The organism is Tahibacter soli (assembly GCF_025717065.2).
GTDB classification, from domain to species: Bacteria; Pseudomonadota; Gammaproteobacteria; order Xanthomonadales; family Rhodanobacteraceae; genus Tahibacter; species Tahibacter soli.
The window spans coordinates 548,516-572,394 of the sequence record NZ_JAOVZO020000023.1 but is presented as its reverse complement, the minus strand read 5'-3'; the positions used below and the strand labels follow the sequence as shown (position 1 = coordinate 572,394).

At 68.9% G+C, this 23,879-nt stretch carries 9 protein-coding genes; 2 read left to right on the top strand and 7 right to left on the bottom strand.

What is annotated here, in order from left to right; genetic code table 11:
* Nucleotides 1-162: 162 nt before the first annotated feature.
* Together OD750_RS27345 and OD750_RS27340 are read right to left on the bottom strand one after the other, a co-directional pair.
* Nucleotides 163-2,208, bottom strand: coding sequence for a DUF6242 domain-containing protein (locus tag OD750_RS27345; protein WP_263542461.1), 2,046 nt, complete (start codon nt 2,206-2,208; stop codon nt 163-165).
* Nucleotides 2,209-2,344: 136 nt separating this feature from the next.
* Entirely contained in the window at nt 2,345-3,223 is an 879-nt protein-coding gene (locus OD750_RS27340) for a LysR family transcriptional regulator (protein WP_263542462.1), read from the bottom strand.
* Nucleotides 3,224-3,325: 102 nt separating this feature from the next.
* On the opposite strand from OD750_RS27340, the gene OD750_RS27335 reads away from it, so the two are divergent.
* Complete coding sequence (locus OD750_RS27335) at nt 3,326-3,817, top strand: hypothetical protein (RefSeq protein WP_263542463.1); 492 nt, start codon at nt 3,326-3,328, stop codon at nt 3,815-3,817.
* Nucleotides 3,818-3,843: 26 nt separating this feature from the next.
* Here OD750_RS27335 and OD750_RS27330 read toward each other — a convergent pair whose 3' ends face one another.
* Together OD750_RS27330 and OD750_RS27325 are read right to left on the bottom strand one after the other, a co-directional pair.
* Nucleotides 3,844-6,459, bottom strand: coding sequence for a serine/threonine-protein kinase (locus tag OD750_RS27330; RefSeq protein ID WP_263542464.1), 2,616 nt, complete (start codon nt 6,457-6,459; stop codon nt 3,844-3,846).
* On the bottom strand, nt 6,456-7,301 hold the full coding sequence (locus tag OD750_RS27325) for an ECF-type sigma factor (RefSeq protein WP_263542465.1): 846 nt from the start codon (nt 7,299-7,301) through the stop codon (nt 6,456-6,458). Before OD750_RS27325 ends, OD750_RS27330 begins: the two co-directional genes overlap by 4 nt.
* 140 nt (nt 7,302-7,441) lie before the next feature.
* Here OD750_RS27325 and OD750_RS27320 point away from each other — a divergent pair, with 140 nt between their 5' ends.
* Nucleotides 7,442-8,926 carry a serine hydrolase gene (locus OD750_RS27320; RefSeq protein WP_263542466.1) on the top strand — a complete coding sequence of 495 codons (1,485 nt, stop codon included), beginning with the start codon at nt 7,442-7,444 and terminating at the stop codon, nt 8,924-8,926.
* Nucleotides 8,927-9,027: 101 nt separating this feature from the next.
* Here OD750_RS27320 and OD750_RS27315 read toward each other — a convergent pair whose 3' ends face one another.
* From OD750_RS27315 to OD750_RS27305, 3 genes are all read right to left on the bottom strand, one after another.
* Nucleotides 9,028-16,095, bottom strand: a complete 7,068-nt coding sequence (locus tag OD750_RS27315; protein ID WP_263542467.1) for an RHS repeat-associated core domain-containing protein — start codon at nt 16,093-16,095, stop codon at nt 9,028-9,030.
* 227 nt (nt 16,096-16,322) lie between these two features.
* Complete coding sequence (locus tag OD750_RS27310) at nt 16,323-20,876, bottom strand: DUF11 domain-containing protein (RefSeq protein WP_263542468.1); 4,554 nt, start codon at nt 20,874-20,876, stop codon at nt 16,323-16,325.
* 208 nt (nt 20,877-21,084) lie between these two features.
* Entirely contained in the window at nt 21,085-23,847 is a 2,763-nt protein-coding gene (locus OD750_RS27305; RefSeq protein ID WP_263542469.1) for a protein kinase domain-containing protein, read from the bottom strand.
* Between the last annotated feature and the right edge of the window lie 32 nt (nt 23,848-23,879).

Here is a 23,879-nt window from a genome sequence, read left to right as displayed (position 1 = left end):
CATGGCGACGGCGACAGCTGGCAGCGCACGCGCAACGATTCCGCGGCTTCCGTGGTTCATGCGCGCCCCGAGAGTGAAACGGCAGCGTAGTCGGCGACCGGTGGAGGGTCAACACGTTCGAGATCTCCGCGCCGGGCAAACGCCGCGGACTTCCGCGACGGCTCAAGGCCGCCGCGCGGCGACGTCGAATCCGTCGGCAAAGATCCGGTCCGCGGACGTGCCGACCAGCACGCCGCCCCGCACCGTCGTCACGGCAAGGCGACCGTCCGGCAGCCGGGCGGACGCGGTGATCCAATCCGCCGAGCCTGACCAGCTCGACGTCCAGGTCCGGCCGTCGGCGGAACGGTATACATTGCCGCCTGTTCCGGTCGCGACGAAGCCGTCGGCGTCGGCCGAGAGCGCGACGATGTCGGTCGCCGCGTCGACCGGCTCCCACGAAAAGCCGTCAGCCGACACGACGAGCGTCGACACGTTGCCCGCCGGCCCGAACGCGAGTCCGAGCGCGACGTAGGTGCCGTCGCGGTAAGCGATGTCGGTGAGATAGCTCGCGGACGTGCCGGTCGCGCGCTCCGACCAGACGGTCGCGTCGGACGAGAAGAACACCGACGACGAGAACCCTGCCGACACCGCCGCGAACTTGTCGCCGGCAAAGACGATTCGGCCGATCGGCTGCGAAAGATTCGTGACCCGCGACTGCCAGGTTGCGCCGTCGTCGTCGGATGTCAGAACCGCCACCGCATCGCCGTTGTACGCGGCGCCGGCAACGAAGACGCCGTTGCCGTACGCGACGCCGTACGACCCGCTGACATCGGCATCGACTGCGGAGAGATCGGCGCTCGTCCATGTGGCGCCGTCGGTCGAGGCGTACGCCACCGGCACGAAAGCACCGGTGACCGAATGGTTCGCCGTGCCCACCGCGACCTTGTGCGTAGCGCCGGCGGCGAGTCCGGCGAATCCGCCGCCTTCGACGGTGCCTTCCACGGTCAGCACCTTCGACCATGTCCCGCCGCCGTCGAACGACGCGATCAGCGCGGCGGTCGAGCCGTGCTTGGTGTCGCCGGCGCCCGTCCCGGCAGCGATCACGACATCGCCATCGGCGAGGATCGACGACAGTCGCCAGACCGGCGACACCGGCGCGATCGCGCTCCAGGTCGACGCTCCGCTCCTCGCGTACATGCCGCCGCCCGCATTCGGCAAGCCGAACACGATGTCGCCCGCCCGCGCCAGCCGGACCAGCGGGATGTCGTTGACGATCCCTTGGCTCGTCCAGTCGAGACCGTCCACGGAGCTCATGACGACCGGATACGCATCGAGCGCCAGCGGCGGATCGTTGAAGCCGGCGAGCGCGACGTAGCGTCCGGCGGCCGGATCGAACGCGCCGGATTTGAAGTACACCGTAGTGCCTTCATGCGTCGCCGTCGTGCCGGCGCGCCAATGCGATCCGTCGGACGACGTCAGGCTGACGCTGTCGAGGGTGTCGCTCGTCGCGAGCGCAACGAAGCGGTCGTCGGCATGGACGAAACCGCGTGCGAACAACACGCCGTCGTGCCCGTCGAACGGACCGAGCGGCACGCGCGCCCACGTCGCGGCATCGACCGACGTCAGCACGGCCGCGGCCGACGTGGCGCCGATCGGATCGATGTCGATCCAGACCGCGTAGACGCCGTTGCCGTATGCGACGCCCTGGAATCTCGGACCGAACACGCCCGGCGTCACGCCGGTATCGATCGGGGTCCATGTCGCGCCGTCGGGAGACGTGATCAGCGTCAGCTCGCCGCATGCGACGAAGCCCGCGCTTCCGTACGTGACGGCGCGCAACGCGGTCGTCGTCGGATTCGTCGAACGCGTCCACTGACGGCCGTCCGCCGATCGCCACACGGCGCCGCCCTGCCCCACGGCGACGAACACGCCGTTGCCGTAGACGACGGCTTCGAGCGCGTCGCCGGCGCCGCCTGCGCGCGCGAGCGACCATGCGCTGCCGTCATCGGAATACAGAATGCTGCCGCCGTTGCCGACGGCAACGTACGCGTTCGCGCCCTGTGCGACCGCGCGCATGGCGTTGCCGGTCGGCACGGGAAGCTTCCAGTCCCAGGTGACGGCCGACGCCGTCGCCGTACAGAGCCACGACACGAGGGCCGCACAGGCGAGCGCAACCGTCGTCCAACGCCGGCCGAACGCCGGGACTTCCCGCAATTTCGAATGCACCACGATCTGTTTCTCCTTCGCATGGACAGCGCGGATGGCGGGCTGCCGTCCGGCTCGCGGGGGAGACGCGTAAAGCGGCGTCGGACGCGATCACGTCGAAGGCGTTCGGTTCAGGCGTGCAGGCGCACGGCGATGTCGATCATCCGGCGCGCTCGCGCCAGTCGTCCGCGTGCGCGTGCAGCGTGCGGGCGAGGCGCGCGAGATCGCCGGCGGGTTTGAGGCCGCGGCGATGGAAGACGTGATAGCGCAGCACGGGCAGCTCCGTGATCGGCAGTCCGCGCAGTCCGCGCGGCAGCCGGCAGTAGCCGTTGACGACGGCCGCACCGGCGCCGAGTTCGACGAACGACAGCATCAAATCCCAGCCCGTCGCTTCCACGGCGACGGTCCACGGCACCCCGGCCGCACCGAGCAGGCGCGCAAGCAGCTGCCGGTGCGGTCGCTCCTCCGGCGGCACGATCAGGGCGCAGTGCGCGAGGTCGCGCAGCTTCAGCCGGCGCCGGCGCGCGAGCGGATGGTCGTTGCGCACCACGAGCATCTGGCCGACGGTCGTCAGCACGCGCGCCTCGACGTCGGACGGCACGCTCTGCAGCGGCGCGACGCCAAGCTGCGCGCGGCCGCTGCGCACGGCGTCGAGCGCGCCGTCGCGGTCGCGCGTCAGCAGCCGCAGGCGCGTGCCACCCTCGGCGAGGAAGCGCCGCAGCGCGGGGCGGAGCAGGTAGAGGTAGGCGCCGTCCCCCGCCGCGAAACTGAGTTCGCTGCCGCCGCCGTCGCGCAGCTGCTCGCCGAACAGGCGCGTCTGCGTGGCGATCTCGCGGCCGAAGCGCGCGACCTCCTCGCCCTGCGCCGTGAGTTCGAGCCTGCGCCCCACGCGCACGTACAGCGGCACGCCGAGCTGCTCGCCGAGCTTGCGCAGCTTCGAATGCAGCGCCGGTTGCGAGATGTGCAGATCGGTAGCGGCCGCACTCAGATTCATGCGGTCGGCGAATGCCGCGAAGGCGAGGACGGCGTCGAGGTTCATTCGCGTAGCTATAACCAAAAACTATAGCGCGTCAATAATCGGTAGTTCTGGTCTAAGACCGGCGAGGTCACGATGCGCTCCGCCAACCAACGGAGAAACATCATGAGACTGGGAATCGACATCGGCCGTGTGCTGATCGCGCCGGACGGCGACGGCGGCGCAGACACTTCCTTTATCGGCGGGACGCTGGCCGCGGCGCTGGCCACGCCGCCCTACGCCGGCATGTTCGAGACGGTGCCGGAACTCGTCCGGCTGTTCGGCGGCGCCGTCTGGCTCGTGTCCAAGTGCGGGCCGTCGGTGCAGGAGAAGACGCGGCATTGGCTCGACCACCACGACTTCTACGGCCGTACCGGCATGCCGCGCGATCACGTGCGTTTCTGCCTGCAGCGCCCGCAGAAAGCCGACCATTGCCGCGAACTGCGCCTGACGCATTTCATCGACGATCGGCCCGACGTGCTGCGGCATCTCGCCGGCCTGGTGCCGCACCGGTACCTCTTCGGGCCGCAGCGCGACGCCGCCATCGACGCGGGCGTGACGCCCTGCCCCGACTGGCCGACGGCGTTGGCGCGCGTGCGCCGCGACCTGCACGTGTAGGGCGGTCGGCTTTTACCGCCCGCCGATCACGGGGACGACTCGGCAGGCAGACGCGCGCGCAGCGCCGTCCAGCGCGTGCCGAACTCGGGGAATCTCGCGGCGCCGGCGACGACCGTGGGCTCGATCGCCGCGAGATCCTCGCTCGCCTCGTCGATGCGGCCGCGCCGGATCTCGACGTCGGCGAGCTCGAGCCCGATCCACGCGGCGCGCGGCCCCTCGTCCCGCGCGCGGCCGGCAGCGCGGCGCAGCGTGGTTTCGGCCGCCTCCCAGCGGCCGGCCCTCGCGTACGCCACTCCGAGGCGGCCGTCGGCCTCGGCGATCTTCGCCCCGTACTCGCCCCAGATCGCGCGCGCCATGGAAGCGGCCTGCTCGAGATGCGCCGTCGCGGCATCGATGCGGCCGTCGGCGAGCTCGTACCGCGCGAGGCTCGTCAAGGCACTGAAGCTGTCGAATTGCGGACGATCGTGCAGCGTCGAAAAGGCGCGCTCGACTTCGCTCGCCACGGCGATCGCGGCGGCGTTCGCGCCGCGGCGGTGAAACGCCGCCGCGATCCATGCCAGCGTCGCCACCGGCACGAACGATCGCGTGCCCAGCAGATCGACCTGCTCGGCATACAGACTTTGAAGGTCGGCGAGCACCGCCGGCGCGGGTTCGGTTGCGGTTTCGTCGCGACAGGCGGCGACCGCGGCGGCGGCCCAGAGCACGTCGGGATGCCGCGCCGGCAATCCGGCACGCAGGCGCGCCGACGCACTCGCCGCGAGATCGCATGCGGCCGGATCGCGCTCGGCGAGCAGCAGCTGCGAAAGCTGGATTTCGATGCGTGCGAGCCGCGATGCATCGGTGCTCGCCTCCTGCACAGACGACAGCAGCGCCCGATAGGCGCCGATCGCGTCCCGCGCCGGCGCAAAATCTTCGAGCGCGCGCACGGCGGTATGTCGCGCGACGATCCGTGCCGACGGCGGACTGCCGAGTCTTTCGTGAAGATCGAGCGCCTCCGCGGCCAGCGCGTAGGCCGCGCGCGTGTTGCCGGATGCGCCTTCGACGCGTGCGCGCGTCTGGAGCACGCTCGCCATCGCGGCGCTGCGCGCGAGGCCCGCGGCATCCAGCGCGGCTGCGCCCTCGTCGAGCAGACGAAGCGCGGCGCGATGATCGCTCAGCGAAAGCTGCACCTCGGCGAGCGCCGTCAGCAGTCCGGCGCGGATATCGCCGGAAAGATCGGTGCGCAGCGTGAGGCCGCGCGCGGCACTCGAAAGCACGTCGCCGATGCGCATGTCGCGCGTCAGCGCCGTACGCGGATCGGCGGTCTTGAACAGGTCGACCAGGAAGCGCGCGGTGGTATCCGCGCGATCGCGATCGTGCCGCGCGGCGTCGCGCTCGCGCGCGAGATCGCGCGCCTGCAGCGCCAGAGCGGCGACGAGCGACACGGCGGTGGCGAGCGCAAGCACCGTTGCCGCGACGGCGATGCGATGGCGGCTGGCGAAACGCCGCACGCGATACCAGGCGTGACCGCGCCGCGCCGACACCGGCCGCCGCGAAAGATAGGCGCGCACGTCCTCGGCAAGACGTTCGACCGATCCGTAGCGCTCGTCCGGTTTCTTGCGCAGGGCCTGCAGCACGATGTTGTCGAGATCGCCGGCGAGGACGGTCGCGAGCGCACGCGGCGTCGCGCAGCCGCGCAGGCGCGCGCAGCCGGCGGCGCCGCGCGCCACGACGAGGCTCGGCGCCACCGGCGGCACGTCGAGGATGTGATGCTCGAGCTGGCTCGGCGTGAGCTGCCGGAAATCGAAGATCGGCTGCCCGCACAGGAGCTCGTAGAGCACGGTCCCCAGTTGATAGACGTCGCAGGTGACGCCCAGCCGCTCGCCCTTGATCTGTTCCGGCGCGGCGTTCACCGGCGAGAAGAACCGCTGCTGCGTGCGCGTCGCGGCATCGCGCTCGAGCGAGCGCGCGATGCCGAAATCGATCAGCTTGGGCACGCCTTCGGGCGTGACGAGAATGTTGTCGCCCTTGATGTCGCGGTGCAGGACGAGGTTCGCGTGCGCGAACTGCACCGCGGCGCAGACGTCGAGGAACAGCGCCAGACGCGCCGCGACCGGCAGCGCGGCGCCGTCGCAGTATTCGCCGAACGCGACGCCGGGAACGTATTCCATCGCGTAGTACGGCGCGCCGCCGTCGGTATCGCCCGCATCGAGAAAGCGCGCGATGCGGGAATGCGCGAGCCCGGCGAGTATCGCCCACTCGCGCTCGAATCGCGGTCGCGTGCCGCTCGCCGCGAGCACCTTGACGGCTGCCGGCGCGCCGTTTTCGTCCTCGGCGAGGTAGACCACGCCCATGCCGCCGCGCCCGAGTTCGCGGCGGATCTCGTAGCGTCCGATGCGGCTGCCGGTCTTGTGCGAAGGAACCGCGGCGAGTTCGGCGACCATGGCGAGCAGCGCGCGGCGCGATCGGCCGGTGTCGGCGCGATCGTGTTCGGCGAAGAGCCGCGACAGCTCGCCGCCGAGCGCGACGTCCTCGTCGACCACGCGCGCGAGAAAGCGCCCGCGATCGCCGGTGGCGAGCAGGCAGCCGGCGTCGAACAGCGCACGCAGCCTCTCGAAGCGCGCGCCGTCGTCGTCGCGCAGCGAGCTCGCCGACGCCGTCACGACACGCCGCCTGCGGAATGAAGCCGCGCCTGCAGCCAGGCACGCGCGAATCGCCAATGGCGCACGACCGTCGCCGTTCCCACGTCGAGGGCGACGGCGATCTCCTCGTTGCTCATGCCGCCGAAATAGCGCGCTTCGACGATCTGCGCAGCCAGCGGATCGTGTTCCGCAAGCGCCTTGAGCGCAGCATCGAGCGCGAGGCCGTCTACGATATCGGCCGTCGAGACGAACGCTGCGTCCTCGCTGTCGCCGTCGGGCAGCGTCATGCGCAGGTCGCGATCGCGCTTCGCCGCGCCGCGGTGCCGCAGGACGTCGACGACGACGCGACGCATGATCCGCGCGAACAGCGCCAGGAAATGCGCGCGGTTTCGGAACGGGGTCGACTGGTCGACGAGCCGCAGGTAGGTCTCGTGCACGAGCTCGGTCGCGCGCAAGGTCATGCGGCCGACCGCGAGCTCGCGCCGGGCCAGCGCGCGCAGCATCGGATAGAGCAGCGCGATCAGGCGCTGCTCGGAACCCGGATCGCCCGCGCGCCAGCGGCCGAGCAGGTGCGTGATTTCATGCGGCGCGTTGCCGGCGGGTGCGTTGAAAATCGGAAGCATCGTTGCTGTCTCGCTCGACAAGGGAGGCTTGCCGGCGCGCAACGTCGCGGATCGCACGACTCGTTCCGCAAGCCGACCATCCGGGACGCGGCAGAGCGGCGAAACGTTTCGCGGTCCCGCCAGGCGATCGTCTTTTGCGCTCGATACGCGCCGATCGATTCGTTCTGCCCCGCACGGGAGCGATAGGTATGTGCTGTTTGCCGTGCGTTGCCTCGCAAGCGGCGGCGCACCGACGCGCACGAGCGCCGCGCGCTGAAGCGACGCAGGTCGACTCGATGGCGCAATGCCGGTGGCGTTCGCGGGGCGCCCGCGATTGACCGGCGACCTCGTCCGGTTGTTCGATGTCGGCGTCCGAGCCGGCGTATCGATGAGGAGAGTCCGTGGCAAACCTGTATACGGTCCGACGCGCCCGCCGGGCGCTGTGGGGTTCCTGCATTCTGCTGACCGCGCTGGGATTCGCATCCGGCGCGCCGGCCCAGCAGACATCCGCGGCGCCCGCGACGCCGGCAGCGCAGGCGCCGACCGAGGACTGGTCGATCCCGTCCGACGACGACCTTCGCGCGTTCCTCAACCGGCGCATGGCGCATAACGGCGTCGGCGTCGTGATCGGCGTGATCGAGCCTGCCGGCCGGCGTGTCGTCGCGTACGGACGTTCCGGCACGCCTGACGAGCGCCCGCTGGACGGCGACACGATCTTCCTTGTTGGCTCGGTCAGCAAGTCGTTCGTCGGTCTGGTGCTCGCCGACATGATTCGCCGCGGCGAAGTGAAGCTCGACGATCCCGCTTCGACGTTCTTGCCGCGAGGCGTGAGGATGCCGCGACGCGGCCGGCCGATCGCGCTGGCCGATCTGTCGACGCATACGTCCGGGCTGCCGGCGTGGCCGACGAACATCAACCTGCTGGCCGAACCCGATCCCATGGAGGCGTACACGGTGCAGGACCTGTATCGCTTCCTCTCGACGTATACGCCGCCGCGCGAACCCGGAGGGGTGCCGCAGTATTCCAACCTCGGCGTGTCGCTGCTCGGGCGTCTTCTCGGTCTGCGTGCGGGCAAAGAGTACGAGGCGCTTCTCAGTGAACGCGTCTTGCAGCCGTTGGGCATGCGCAGCACCGCGATCCGACTGTCGCCGGAACAGTTGAAGCGACTCGCCTTCGGACACGACAAGGATCTTCAGCCCGTCTACACGGCGGAGACGAAGACGCTCTATCCGTCAGGTGCGCTGCGATCCTCGGCAAACGATCTGCTGACGTATCTCGCCGCCAATCTCGGCTATGTCGACACGCCCCTCGCGGAGGCGATGCGCTACCAGCGATCCGCGGTTCGCGTCAGGCGCGGAGCCGACCCTTCGGAATTTGCGCTGGGCTGGATCGTCCGCCGCGTTCGCGGCCACGAGATTTTCTATCACGACGGCGGGAAGCAAGGTTATCGAAGCATCGTCGCGTTCGATCCGGAACGCCGCATCGGTGTCGTCGTGCTGGCGAACGCACGATCGGACGAATCGCTCCCCGCGTGGAGTCGCTATCTGCTCACGGGCGAGCCGTTGCCGCCGCCGCCACCGCCCTATCCGGTCCGGCAGTTCGTCAGTGTCGATCCGTTCGTACTGGACGGCTACGCCGGCCGGTACCGACTCGCGAAGGACGGCACGATGATCGACGTCGTCCGGCGGCGAGACTATCTGCTCGTCGACGACGGTTCCGGCTCGCCGACGGAGGTGTTCTCGGAGACGCTGCAGGACTTCAGCGCGAGAGTGGAACGACTCCAGGTCTCTTTCCGCACCGACGCGAACGGCAACGTCACAGGGCTAACCTGGTATCCGCGCGGCAAGGCCGGCGGGCAGTCGGAAGAGGCGACGCGCGTTCGCTGACGCCGACCGGAGCTCGCCCATGGTCGTCGGGTCATGCCGACGGGAGAAGGCCCGCGCACCGGATGCTCCGGCACGACGAGCCTTCTCTCCGGCCGATTGGTCTACTTCGGTCGCGTGAAGATGTTGGGGTCGACGACGGTGCCTTCGAACGGACTGACGCAACGCGGACAGTCACCGATGTCCTTGTACCAGATGTACTGTTCCGCCTGCTCGAAAGCCGGCGTCCCGGGCTCGAGCTGCGGGAAGAAACTGCCGCCCGGGATGAAGTCGATCGCCGGCCAGCCGGCCTTGAAGGGTCCGGCGAACTGAAGGTCGCTCTCGCCGTTCATGATCGCCTTCAGATTCACGTAGTCGGCCTCCAGTTGCGCCCGGTACGAGAGCGCCGCCTCCCGCACGGCCGGCGTATCCGCACCGTTCTCCGTGAGCAGCTGCATCGCGTCTGACAACGCCTGCACTTCCTGCTCGATCCGCAGCACGGTCATCTGCGCACGAACGTGCTGATTCGGCCTGTGGATGTTGTTGATCAGCGGCGCCGGCATCGAGTCGTACAAGGTCTGCGGCACGTCGTACAGATCCCAGATGCCGCCGGCCTTGCCGATCAGCGACTGCGCATGCATGGCATCGCCGAGCATCGGCGAGTAGAAGGCCAGGCCCGGCACGGCGCCGAGCCCTTCCCATCCGCCGAAGGGATGCGCCGGATCTTCGCCAGCGGGATCGAACGACGGGTGCGTGCTCGGGCTCGGCATGCCGGGATCGGACTCCGTGCTGCCCTCGTCCGCCGCCGCCGGCGGGCCGTCGGTCGCCCACCACAACGCGCCCTGGTTCGACGACCATGACGGCCGCTGCTCGGGACGCGTGCCGCCGGAGTGTGTGTAGGAATCCCCCGCGAACGTGCGCTTCTCGACGGTGACGCCGCCCGACGGGTCCGTTCCATTGTTGAAATTTTGATAAATGGCCGATCCCGGGGTCGGCGCCAGGCCGGTCGGATCGGTAAATCGCATCGGGTTGTTGCGCACATATGAAAAGCGGCTGCGTCCCGCGCCGAACAGGGAATCGCTCACGATCGGATCCGCCGACAGGAACCGGCGCTGCGCCGGGTCGTACATGCGTGCGTTCATGTCGATCCATCCGAGCTCGGTCTCGTGGCGCTGGTCGGTGAAACCGTGCGCGACCTCGTCGAGCAATGCGCCGCCGCCGGTGTGGACGACGCGTTCGCCCCACGGATCGAACACCTGGGCCTCGACCAGACCGTTCTCGTCGAATGCCGCGCTCGAAGAGCCCAGCTGGTCGCGCACGACATAGCGGATGTCCTCGGTGCAGTTGCTGCCCGTGCAGGTTCGCGTCACCTGCGCGGCGATCCCGTCCGCGCCGGGCAGCAGATAGACGTGCTCGACGGTGTTGCCGGCGACGCGCTTTTCATACAGGCCGCCCATGTACACGGTGCGCCGGCCGTCCGAACTCTTCTTCTCGACGCGCGGGCCCGCCGGCACATAGCGGAAGTCGTGCGTCGCGCCGTCCTTGATCACCTGTCGCGGCAGATCCTGATCGGTGTAGGTGACCGTGCGCCGCAGCGGTATCGACTGCCGCCCGGCGGCGTCGTAGATCGGGAAAACCGGCAGCCCCGGCTGGCCGTTGCCCGGCAGGTCGGCATACGACCTGAGCGCATTCGGCTTGCCGTTGACGCCATAGCTCGCCGCGTAGATCGCCGCGCCGTTCCGGGCGATGCCGGTCATGTTGCCGAGCATGTCGTAGTCGTAGACGTATTCGCCGTTGCGCACGGCGTCGGCGCCGTCGAGCTTCCAGGTGCTCAGCCGGTCGAGGATGTCATAAGTGAATTCCTCCACGATGCTGCGATTGCCGAACGCGGTGCCGGACCATCGGCGCGACTTCACGTTGTAGGCCGAATCGTAGCCGTAGCCGACTTCGAACGACGGCGCCGGATCGACCGACAACACGGGCCGCGCGCTGATCTTCTCGACCAGCCCGGTGACCGGATCGCGCGACCAGTGCGCGAGGACGTCGTTGCCGAACTTCGCATCGACCAGGGCCAGATCGGCGTTGCGCGCCAGCGTCTCCCAGACGAGCTGGGAGCCGCCGCCCGGCTTGCTGCGCGCGACGGACTGCGGGTATCCGTGGGCGTTGTAGGTCAGCGTCAACGCCAGCGGCGCCGCGTTCGACGGATAGCCGATGCTCTCCGGGCGGCCGAAGCTGTCGTAGCCTTTGGTCGTCGTGTAGATCTCTTCCGTCGCGCCGTTGTCCGCGGCGCTGAATTTCAACACCGAGAGCTCGGGCTGGCCGAGCGCGTTGTAGGTGTGCTCCGTCGTTATCCGCGGGACGTCCGCAACGCCGTTGGGGACGCCGTTGGGCCCCTGGTCCACGAAGGGACTCGCCGTGGCGCCCAGCCGGCCCAGTCCCGTGGGCGTCAGATCCCACGCATAGACCGTGGTGCCTTGCGAGTCGGTGCGGGCCGTCGGGCGGCCGATCGCATCGTAGTTGCGGGCGATCGTCACGCCGAGCGGTGTCGTCTCGCTGATCGTTTCGTGCAGCCCGTTGTAGCCGAACTCCCTCACGCCGGCATCCGGATCCGTGATGCGGATCTTGCGGCCCAGCACGTCGTAGCGGATCGATATCGCGTTGCTCTGCGGATCGACCGCCGACGTCAGGAGGTCGAACGGACCGTAGGCGAAGCGCGAATGCAGCGTGACCGGCTGCTGGTCGACGACGCCCTGCTCCTCGGTCCAGTCGATGCGCCCCATCCAGTCGGCGTGCATTGTGCGTTTGTGGTGATAGGGAAGCGTTCCCAGCATGCCGGGGTCGTCGCCCGGCTCGCGAGGCGAGTAGACATGCGTGAGGAAGGGCTCGTATTCGTAGTGGACGTCCGCCTCGTTGGGGTCGACCGTCTTGAGCGGCCGGCCCACGGTGTCATACGACATGCGCGTTCGGAAACCCGACGGAGCGCCTTTGCCCGGACGCGAGACGTCGACCAACTGCCCGAGCAGGTTGTAGTGGCGGTCGGCGTGCAGCGCGCTTCCGTCGAAGCCCTGGTGGACGGCGAGCACGTCGCGCCCGAGTTCGTCGCTGTGGATCGTGCGGTCGGCGCCGTCGGTCATCTGCGTCCGCACCTTCAGCCCGCGAATCTGCCCGTCGGCGGAAAGCCACTCCGCGTAGCTCACGTTCTGGACGTCCATCGCGGTCGGCCCGTCGGTCGATCGCAGGCGTCCGAACGTGTCGTACTTGGCCGTCGCGACGTTGCCGAGCAGATCCTCGGTGAGCACCGTCACGCCCAGGCCCGGATGCCGCAGGACGGTGTTCGTGTGCTCCAGCGCGTTCATGCGCTGCGCCGGAAAAACGTCGTCGGCGTCGTAGTACAGGTTGTCGACGCGAACCGGAACGCCGGGCGCCTCTTCAGCAAGCTGGATCAAGAGACCGCGCGTATCGGCGATGCGGGTCGTCGTGCTGCGCACGCTGGGGTCCGGATCGTTCGGCTGTACCTGGATGGTCTGCAGGTGTCCCTGGTCCGTATAGCCGTGGTCGACGACGCGCTGCTGGCCGAGCGACGTGGTCGTCACGACGTCCGGCAGGCCCAGCAGCCACGTCGCCGTGTCGTTGAGATACGTCGTCGTGGTGACGCGTTTTTCGCCGTTGAGCACGTCGACTTCCGACGAAGTCGCGTTGCCCCAATCGTCGTAGGCGGTCGTCGTCGTCGTGTAGTTGAGAATGTCGCCCGGCAGATTGCCGATCTCGACGAGCTTGGGAACGCCGTTCACGAGGTTCAGCTGCATCGGCTTTTCGCGCGTCTCGCCGGCGCTCAGCGACACGTAGCCGAAGTAGCTGCGCGGGTTGTTGTTCGCATCGGGATTGAGCAGCTTGATGCCCGGCAGGTTGTCGACCGTCGTCCGCCACACCTTGACGACGCCGGCGGAAAGGTTCGGCTTGCCGTCGTCGGGCGCCTGGACGATCGGCACGTCCGTCGTCACGTTCGTCGCCGTGCCGGCGTAGGGGAAAAACTCCGCGACCTGCACGGTGTTCAGCTCGTACGTCGACGTCGTCCGGACGCCCGTGTCGAGATCGATCGTCTCGGTACTGTCGAAACCGAGCATGCCCCGCCCGCGCAGGTCCGAGCGCGGACGCCAATAACTGTACTTGTTGCGGCGGTACATCGGCTTGCCGTTCCTGTCGCGACCGACGTCGACGTGATGCTCGTCGACCCGCGAAAGCAGCCGGCCCGGGCATTCGATCGGATAGGCGCAACCGTCGCCCGTGCGCGGGAACGACACGTCGTGGTAGGTGAACACTTCCCGCGGAACGTCCGAGCCTTCGTCGCGAACTTCGGCGATGACCTCGGGCGGCCCCAGGTCGAGATCGACTCTCGAGATCCGCTTGTTCACCGAGCGCAGGTATTCCGGCGCGCCGTCGCCGTCGATCTCGACGGGCCGCGTGTGGCCGAATCCGTACGGCGTGTCCATCGTGGGATCGATGCCGGGGCTGCCGGGATCGAACAAGTCTTCGATCAGTTTGAAATCGTCGCCGGTCGAGAGGTACGCGCGCACCATCGGCCGGAAACTGCACTGGTTCGAATGCAGGTCCGCCGGAACGCAGTTGTCCGGGTTCTGCGAACCGCCGGGATGGTTGGCCAGCACCTGCGGGGCCGTGCCGAAGTCGAGCGTATGCATGCTCTTGACGACGACGTCGTCGCGTCCGTCGCCGTTGAGATCGACCACGTCCACGGCGCTGCCGAACAGCTCCGAGCGCCAGTCGAGATAGGCCTGATCGAGGCTCCATTTGGCGAACATCTCAAGGGGTCGGAACTGGGTCTTCGTCCGCCTGGCCGGCGTAAAGCCGCGCCCCGTATTGAATTGCACGAAGGACCCGAAGCCGCCTTTCTCGTCCTCGCCCTTGTAGGCGATTTCATAGAAGGCGTTGTTGGCGTACACGCCGGGCGCGTCGGCCGACGGATGCCAGTTTTCGTTCAACACCTGCCGGATCAGCAGGCGATCTTTCAGACCGTCGCCGTTGATATCGAGCATCCATGCCTGATAGGGATCGCGCTCGGCTTCCCACACCCAGCTGTCGGCCCAGGTCGGAAAATTGTGCAGCCCTTTCTTGGCCCACATCAGGCTGTCGTTGCCGAGGCCGGGTACCAGAGCCTCCTCGACCGCCCCGGTCGCGTCGAGCCCGCGGCTGCGCATCGTGAACTCGCCCTGGTCCCACAGGTACTGATCGTCGCCGGGCGTGCCCGGTGTCACGCCGACGGGCGATGCCAGCATGAGCTCGGCGCGGCCGTCTCCGTCGAGATCGGAAACGCCGGCGCCGCGGTTGTACACCTTCCACGGGAACGGGAACGGCGGCCCGGCGATGTCGGCGGGCTCGTCGCTCGGTTGAAGCTGCGCCTGTGCCCCGACTGCGCCGAGGTTGAGTCGAACGCGGTCGTTCTCGATCAGGTCGACGCGTCCGTCGCCGTTGAAATCGCCAAAATTCCACAACGGAGCGCTGAACGCCTCCTCCGCGCCGAGGTTCGAATACTCGAGCTTCGTCTCGGGCGCCAGGCACTTCTCGAAATGATCCTGTCCCGGACCGCTCACCCACGTGAGACAGAAATACTTGAACTTCGGATCGGTGTTTTCGTTGGCGAGGCCGCCGACGATCAGGTCGTCGCGGCCGTCGTTGTTGATATCGGCGATCCGGAAGCGCGACGCATTGGCGCGCAGCGTCTGTCCGTCGATGTCGAACGTGTCGCCGCCGACGGGGATGCCCGCCGGCTCGCCCGCCAGCAGGAGCTTCCAGCCGTCGGCGAGCGCCGTTTCCTGGTACAGCACGTCCTGACGGCCGTCGCCGTTGGCGTCCAGAATGACCGGCCCGTGACCGTAGTCGCTGGAGTCGGCATAGGTCTGGACATCGCTCATCGGCCCGCCCGTGACGACCGGCGCGGCGGCCTGCTTCCAGACGAACGTTCTTTCCCAGCCGCAGCGAGGAACGATCTCGCTCGACCCGTCGCACTGTTTCACCATCACCAGCTGCGAGCGGCCCGACTTGGCCGACGTGTCGTGAAGCATGAGGTACTGCGACGTCAACTGCAGGCTGGTGCCGCCGGGAACTGCCGGCGCATAGATCTTGATGGCCCGCAGAAGCTGCGGCTGTGCGATGCGCACACCGTTGACGTACGAAACGGGTCCGACATCGGGGCGCCCGGTGTAGTCGAATACGATCTTTCGGCTGTACGTCGTGTTGTCGGCATTGAACCCGTAGCGGATTTCCTTGAGCACGATACCGTCGTACACGTAGGAGATCCAGTTGCCGAACCGGTCCTCCACTTTTTCAAGTGTCCACATCAGGACCGCCGTGCCGTCCGCGACTTCGCCGACCCGCCACGGCACCATTTTCGGGCTGTCGTTTCCCGGATCCTGATCGAGATTCGGGTCCGCGATCCTCATCCGCGGCAGCGCCTGCGCCTTGTACCAGGAGATGCGTCCGTCCTTGCCGAACACTTTCCACGAATCGCCCACGCGCAGAATGCGATCGAACGGCGACGCTTCGCTGCGGTACTCGCCCCAGCCCTCCGGCGACGCGCCGATCCGGACGAGTCTTTTGCCGTCCATGCAGATCGCGTCGTCGTCCGCGTAGGAAATGCCGTCGACGACGCCGTCCGTGCGCAGGCTCTTGTGGCACCGCCGGATGATCGAGCTGCCGCTCAGCCCCCAGCCGATGCCGAGCACGCCGTCGCCCGCATCGCTGTCGTAGTTGAGGCTCAGCGCCGGCTGCATCCCGCGCACACCGGCAGGAACCGCGATCGGAATGCTGTAGGTGGCCTGGCCGGTACTGCCGACGCCGCCCGCGCCGGCCAGATAGCCCACCTCCTCGGCCGGCAGAAGGTCGCCGCCCGGGAAGTCCGGAAACTTGCGCTTGACGGGGCGCTTGTACGGCAGCTTGCGGCGTTCGAACGTGACCGCCTCGCCGCGGTCGCGCGCCGATGCGGTCGCCGCCGCAGCCTGCGCCTGTGCGCTCGACGGCATGCCGCTCATGAAAGTCGTCGCCGCCATCGCGAGCGTCAGCAGAATTCTGCCGGTCGCTGCGTGGCCGAGGATGCGAGCCCGCCGCGAACCGGCGGGCTGCAAGACATCAATGCCCGCTGCCGTGTCGCGCTGCGCGGCGGGCGTGGAACGGGTTTCCATTGTCGATCTCCTGGTGTCGTGGCTCGGCCGCGGCGCGTCCGACGCGTCGCGCGATCCCGGCCGACAAGCGTTCGCGGCACGGCGATCGATACCCAGTACGACGATTTATGGAGATGTCCGCCAGATTCCCGAAATTTATAGAAGTATCGATTTTGGTTATCGGAGCGCGCCGCCGATCCATCGGGCCCGGCACGCGCCGGACCCGATGGTTCAATGCACAGCGACGCTCAGCGCGCCGGCAGCACCAGCCACGGCACGTCGTTTTCCGTCGCGATCCACAGGTCGGCCAGCGAACCCGGCACGCCGGTGTCGAGGAGGAACGCCGCGTCGCCGTTGATCGTGAGGAACGCGCCGTTTCCGTCGGCCGCCGGCTGCCACGCGAACGACAGCAGGTGCCGGCCGAGATTCACCGGACGCCACGTCGAGCGTTCGTTCGCGCCGCTGCGATCGGTGGTCGACGTGCGCAGCGCGACGTCTTTGCCCAGGCGCGCCAGTTCCAGCGTGAACAGGACGCCGCCGTCGGCCGTCCGACCGCTGGCAATGAAGCGCGGCGCGATATTCAGCGCACCGAGCAACCGCGCATCCACGCGCAGCGCGGCCGCCACGATGTCGCCGCCTTCGCCCGCGACCTTCGCCTGCAGCGACGACGAGCCCTCGAAACCGTTGCGGAAGATCACGACGGCGTCGGTATCGGTGGCCGAATTGTTGCCTGGCGCCGGATCGGTTCCGACCAGCAACCCGACCGTTGCCGTGTTAGCGATCTCTTCGTTCGGCCCGCTCCCCAGCACCGTCGCCGAGTAGAGGTAAGACGCCTGGCTGCCTGCCGGCAGCGTGGCGACATCGCTCAGCGTGTTGCCGCTGCCGCCGGCGCACGAGGCCCCGCCGGTCGGTACGCAGGTCCAGCTGCCGCTGCCCAGCTGCGCGGGCAACGCATCGGTCACCGTCACCGTTGCGTTGCTCGGTCCGGCATTCGCGACGCCGATCACGTAGTTCAGCGTGTTGCCGATCTGCACGAACTGGCGGTTGTCGGTCATCGCGATCGACACGTCGGCCACGGTGATCAGACTGTCCATGTCGGTCGCCGCGTTGTTGCCGGGCACCGGATCGGTCGCGCCGGGCGGCGCGCTCACCGTCGCCGTGTTGCTGATCGTGCCCGACGCCGAAGCGGCGATCGTACAACTTGCCGTATAAGTGACACTGCCGCTAACCGGCAGATTGACGGTGTCGTTGATGTTCCCCGAGCCTGAGGCCGTGCAGGTGCCGCCTCCCGTGCCGACGCAGGTCCAGGTGCAGGTCAGCGCCGCCGGGAACGTATCGGCCACCGTCGAGCCTGGCGCGGGACTCGGCCCGTTGTTGGACGCCGTGACCGTATAGGTCGTGACGCCGCCCGGGTTCACCTGGGTCACACCGTTGGTCACGGTGATCGAAAGATCCGGCGGCGCCATCGCGGTGACCGCGACCGGCGACGACGCGCTCGAACAGCCCGAACTCGCGACCGCGACGCTGTAGTTGCCGCTCGCCGTCGCGACGTACTGCTGGCCGGTCGCGCCGCCGATCGGATTGCCGTTGAGGTACCACTGGTTGCCGCTCGGGCTCGACGACGTCAGCGTGACGCTGCCGCCGGCGTAGAACGTCGTCGGGCCGCCGGGCGTGACCGTCGGCGTGGGCGGCAGCGGGTTGACGGTCACCGTCGTGATCGCCGACGAGGCGCTCGAACACTGGAATTCGTTCGTCGTAGTCGTCGTGTAGTCGCCCGACGCGGTGGCGACGAACGACTGCAGCGTCGCGCCGCCGATCGGATTGCCGTTGAGACTCCACTGGTTGCCGCTCGCGCTCGACGACGTCAGCGAGACGCTGCCGCCGGCGCAGAACGTCGTCGGCCCGCCCGGCGTGACCGTCGGCGTCGGCGGCGGGATGCAGGGATTCGTGTGGCACACCGTGACGTCGTTGAGCGTCGGCGATGCGGCGCTGTCGGTCGTCGCGAGGTACGCGCGATAGCGCAGGTAGCGATTGCCGTCGAACTGGCTCAGCGACGCGCCGCTCGTCGTGAAGAACGTCGCGGCGGTGCCGTCCGGCCCGACGAAGTTGAACGGCCCCGTGAACGCGTTGCTCGCGGCCACCTGGAATCGCAGGCTCGTATTCGCCGGTACCGTCGCGTTCCACGACAGCGTCGGCCAGTTCGGCGCGTGGCCCGGCTCGGGGTTGGCGTCCTTGACCGACGAGATCAGGTCGCCCGCCGCGCGATAGCCGGTATCCATGTATACCTTGAACCCCGTATCGGTCTGTATGCCGCCGGTCAGCGGTATCGACCAGACCGTGCCGCTCGTCGCGCCGGCGACGCGCGAGCCGCCGACATAGACGTCGGCGCCCGCGGTCGACGTGCCGCTGCGTGTCAGCGCATAAGTACCCGGCGACGGGTTGGCCGTCGGACGCACGACGAACGCGTACTGCGTGCCGGCATTGAGCACGATCGGCGTAACGAGGTTCGCGGTGTAGTACGCGCTCGCGCCGCTGTTGAATCCGGCGATCGTTCCGGACGCCAGATCCGCGCCTGTCGGCAGGCCGCTGCTGGCGGCGCGGATGCTCAAGGTCAAGTTCGGTATCGTGCCGGTGCAGCCGCTGCAGAACAGGTTGACGTCGACCCGCGTGATCAGCCCGGTGACCGATGGCGTGAACGTCTGCCCGCCCCAGGTCGTCGTGGTGATGCCGACGCCGCTCGTGCCCAGCGATGCGTTCTGCTGATCGACGTTCGGGCCGCCGGCGAGAATGACGTCGGCGGGGCTCGTGACGAGGTCGACGTTCGTCGGCAGGCCAGCCTGGAAGTCCGATTGCGTCGTGTCGGTCAGGCACGCTGTCTGCGCCGCCGCACCGAGTGCAAAATTCTGCGTTGTGGTAATGGAATCACCGACCGGGATGTTGTTCGCCGTGCCCGTGATGCAGCCGGGAAAGCGCGCGCTGATGCTCGGATACGTGCCGGCCGGAATCGCCGTGAACGTATACGTGCCGGTCGCGTCGGTCGTCGTGGTGCGGCTGCCGAGCGACACGGTCGCGCCGTTCAGCGGCGCGCCGCCGACGGCGGCCGTCACGACGCCGGACACGGTTCCGCCCGCGCCGACCGGCGTGCACGACGGATACGAGAACGATCCGATCCGCGTCTGGTAGTTGAGTCCGTCCGCGGCGTAGTACTCGCCGGTCATCCAGAACGTGCAGCCGTCCGGATCGAGCGTCATCGCGCTGTATTCGCCCCAGCGCGCGCAGGTGCTGCCCGCGCAACTGCCGGTTTGCGTGCCGGCCCCCTGAATCAAGAGCTGCTCGGTCTGGCTGAACGTATTGACCGGGTCGCCGGCGAGCCGCCCGGCGTACTTGAGCGCCGGCTTGGTCGTGCTGCTCGACGTGGTGTAGCCGAGTGCCATGTCGCCCGCGCGATTGACGGCGAGGCTCGGAATGAAACGGTGCATCACGTTCGCGCCGTCCGGATCCCACGTCGTCGCCTGCGGCAGGTTCGCTGCCACCGTGCCGCCGGTGACGTTCACCTGGTACCAGCGCGGCGCGGCGAAGCCGGTCGTGTTGGCGCGCCGGACGGTGTGCGTCGCCCACAGCGATTCGACGCCGCCGAGGTTCGTGTACTGCACCTGCGGCATCGCGCGGATCTGCACGACGTCGAGCGAATTCCCGCCGAGCGACGGCGCGCCGGCGACGCTCGCATTCGGCCAGCTCGTGGCCGCGAGCGGCACGTCGGGGCCGGTGAAGGTCGACAGCGAGATGTGATCCCAATCCACGTGGAATTTATACACGGTCAGACCGTTCAGAAATTGCCATGTGGACACGAAGTAATTGGGCGTGCCGGCCGGCGGCGTGCCGGTCTGCAGCCGCGCGTTGCCCGGCAGCAGCGAGAAGTCCGCCGACGGCGCATCGAACGAGACGATCTGCACCGTCGGCAGTCCGGCGTACATCTGCGCCTTGTTCAGCGCATAAACGCGCGGCGCGACGAACGCGTTCGGGGCCTGAAGGTTGAGCAGATTGCCCGACACGTAGATGCCGTCCGGCCAGATGCCGAGTTTCGGAGAGTCGTTGACGCCGCCCGCGATCGGAATCGCGTAGTAGTTCCAGCCGCCCGAGACCGGATCGCCGGTCTTGGAGACCGCGAAACACTGGAATGCGCCCGGCGGATTGATGACGTTGCCCGAGCCGTCGACCGTGAGCGCGATGTCGGCGATGACCCAGCGGTCCTCGAATGTGTCGTAGAGCACGACCGCGTCGCCGCGATTGTTCGTGTCGCACGGATTGCCGAAGGCACCCTGGCTCATGAACGTATCGAGCGTGAACGCCGCGACGCGAAGGCCGTCCGACTTGCGGAAGATGCCGACCGACGAATTGATGGCCTGGATGAAATAGACCGGACCGACGTCGCCGTTGGCGTCCGGCGGATAGGTCGCACCGAAGGTCGCGAAGTCCAGGCCGTCGAAATTCGCGATCGGCGCGGGCGCCGCCGCGCCGACGACCGGTGCTGCGTTTTCGGACGCGGCGCCGGTCGCGCCGGGCAGCTCGCGCGGCGCGAACTCCGGAGCGGCGGCTCTGAAGGCATCGCGCCTGACCGGCGTTCCCCCGGACAGATTGCGCAGATCGACGTTCGACGTGCCGGCCAGGCGCATGCGCGCCTCCGTCGGGTTGCCCGCCGATGTCGAAACCGGCCGGGCCGAGTCGTGCTCGGACGCCCACGTCGCGCCGGCCGCGATAGCGGACGACAGCCCCAACAACAGTGCTGCGAAAAAGCGTTTCATCGGAATCTTTCCCCCTGAGAAAGAGCGACCGTGCATGCATCAAAGGTGCCACGGAGAAGAAACGCGAGCCGCCCGGTCGGCGCACTCGCATCGATCGCGCCAGCCCCGCGACCGCGACACTCCGACTAGCGCAATCGGGCGCGCCGGCCGATCACGGCGAACGCGAAAACGCCGTCATTGCTTCAACGGCGCTGCCGGTTGCGGCGAATCACGGCGCGCAGCGGCGCGGCAGATCCGACGCGAGGTCGGCCTCGGCGGCCCGCAGATGCGCGTAGACGAACGGCTTGCGCCGCAGCAGCGCGCGGCCGGCCTCGAGGTTTTCGCGGGCCGCTTCGCAGTGCCCTTCGGCGAGCGCGAGCGCGCCGAGCGCAAAGCGCGCGTAGGCCTGACCGTGATGGTTCGCGTCGAGCGCGGCGAGCCGTTCGAGCGCCGGCGTCAGTTGCGCCCTCGCCGCTTGCGCGCGCCGCAGCCGCGCGAGCGCGACGCCGTGCAGGACGCGCGCGTGCAGGCGCGTCGCTTCGCGCGTTTCGGCGGCCGGCGCGTCGAGCAGCGCCGTCGCCTGTTCGATGCTGACGAGCGCGCCGGCGGGATCGCCGGCAATCAGGCGGATCGAACCCTGGTGCAGCCAGGCCTCGGCGAGCGGGCGCTCGGCGCCTGCGCCGGCCTGCCGCAGATCCGCGATCGCGGCATCCACCATCGGCAACGCCTTCGCCGTGTCGCCGCCCGTCGCGAGGATGTCGGCGATGTTCGCACGCAGGTCGGCGACGCTGCGATGGTGCGGGCCGCTGAACGCGACGAAGCGCGCGAGCGCGTCGTTCAGATGCGCGATCGCGCGATCGAACCGGCCGAGCTTGTAATACACGATGCCGACGTTGCGGATGTCCACGGCGAGCGACTGGTCGTTGTCGTCGCTCACCTGTTTCGACACCGCGAGGCTGCGCTCGAACGCGTCGAGCGCTTCGTCGAAGCGGCCGAGATCGTGATACGCGTTCGCAAGACGATGCAGGTGCACGGCACGCCGCCAGTGCAGCGCCGGCGTGCCGACGCGATCGTCGATGTCGAGCACCTCGCGCGCGATGCGCAGCGCGTCGTCGGCACGCCCCATGCGCCGGTACGCGCTCGAAAGGCCGTCGAGCGCGGACGCGCGCTTGGTGTGCACCGGCCCGTACAGCGTCGCGGCGAGCGCCGCGCCCGCCTCGAACGACGCCGCGGCGACGGCGTTGCGGTCGAACGTGCCGTACACGTCGCCCTTGGCGATCAGGAGCTCGAACCGCAGCGGATCGGCGCAATCGGCGCACAGCGCCTCGGCATCGCCGATCAGCCGCGTCGCTTTCGCCGCGTCGCCGCGGCGCGCGGCGACGGTCGCGGCGAGCAGCGCGCGTCTGACGGTGCGGTCGCGATCGAGACGCGCGTGGAGCCCCAGCGCTTCGACCTCTGCGTCGGCGGCGGCGTAGTCGCCGGCGGCGATCGACGCCTCGATCAGCTCGAGGCGCGCGTCGGCCACGAGCGCGTCGTCGGCGCCGAACGCCGCCTCGCCGCGCGCCGCGGCCGCGCGCAGCACCTCGCGGCTGCCTTCGAGCCGGCCTTGTCCGCGCAGCACCGCGCCGAGCCGGGTTTCGAGTTCGAGCCGCGCGCGAGAATCCATGCGCCGGTCGTCCGCGATGCGCGACAGCGCCGCCTCGGTCACGTCGACGACGCTCGGCGGCGCCGCGCGCGCGCCCGCCGGTTCGGCGAGGCGAAACACGTCGATCATGAAGTCGCGCGTGGCTCGGGCTTGCGCGGCCTCGGCGCGCGCGCGCGCCGCGTGCGCGGTCGCGGCGTCGGCCTGCCACAGCGCCGCGGCGACCGCGACGAGCAGCAGCGCGAGAAACACTGCCGCGACGCCGATCGCCGGTCGATGGCGCGCGTAGAATTTTCCGAGCCGGTAGCGCCGCGACGGCGGGTGCGCGCGCACCGGACGCGATTCGAGAAACCGCTCCAGATCGTCGGCAAGCGAACCGGCCGACGCGTAGCGCCGCTGCGGATCGGACGCCGTCGCCATGCGCACGACGTTGGCGAGATCGCCCTGCAGCCGGCGCGGCAGCGGCCGCGTGTCGTCGGCATCGCTTGCGCGGACGTCGCCCGGGCGCCGGCCGGTCGCAAGCTCGGCGAGCAGAACGCCGAGCGCGTAGACGTCGGTCGCGGTGGTCACCGCCTCGCCATGGAATTGTTCGGGCGCGGCATAGGCCGGCGTCAGCGCGCCGTGGCCGGTGACCGTCGCGTCTTCGTCGGCGTTGAGAAACTTCGCGATGCCGAAATCGAGCAGTTTGACGTGGCCCTCGCGCGTGACGAACACGTTCGACGGCTTCAGGTCGCGGTGCACGATCAGCGCGCGGTGCGCGGCTTCCACCGCGCGGCACACGTCGATCATCAATGCGATGCGCGGGCCCGACCCGAGTCCCTCGCGCGTCGCGTAGTCGGTGATGCGCTCGCCGTCGACGTATTCGAGCACGAGATACGCGAGGCCCGCGTCGGTCGTGCCGCCGTCGAAGAGTCGTGCGATGTGCGGATGCGTCAGGCGCGCCATCGCCGCGCGCTCGCGCCGGAAGCGGCGCACGTCGAACTCGGTCAGCAGCACGTGGCGCAGCAGTTTGACCGCGACGGTCTGCGGCACGTCCTGCAGCAGCCTTTCGCCGCGAAAGACGACGGCGGAGCCGCCCTGCCCGATCGCGCCGAGCAGGCGCACGCCGCCAACGGTGCGGCCGGTCCAGTCGGCCGGGTCCATCGCCGGCGCCGCGGCCAACCGGTCGGCGAGCGCTTCGACCGGCAGATTGAGAAGGCCCTCGCCGTCGTGCGCGGCGAGCATGGCCTCGACGCGGCGCCGCGTCGACGGATCGTCGCACCGCTCGCGCAGGAACGCGGCGCGGTCGGCGGCAGGCAACGCCAGCGCGGCCTCGAAATAGTCACGAAGGGATAAATGGACGATGCGCATGATGGGATGCGCCTTGGCATAGCGGCCCGCGC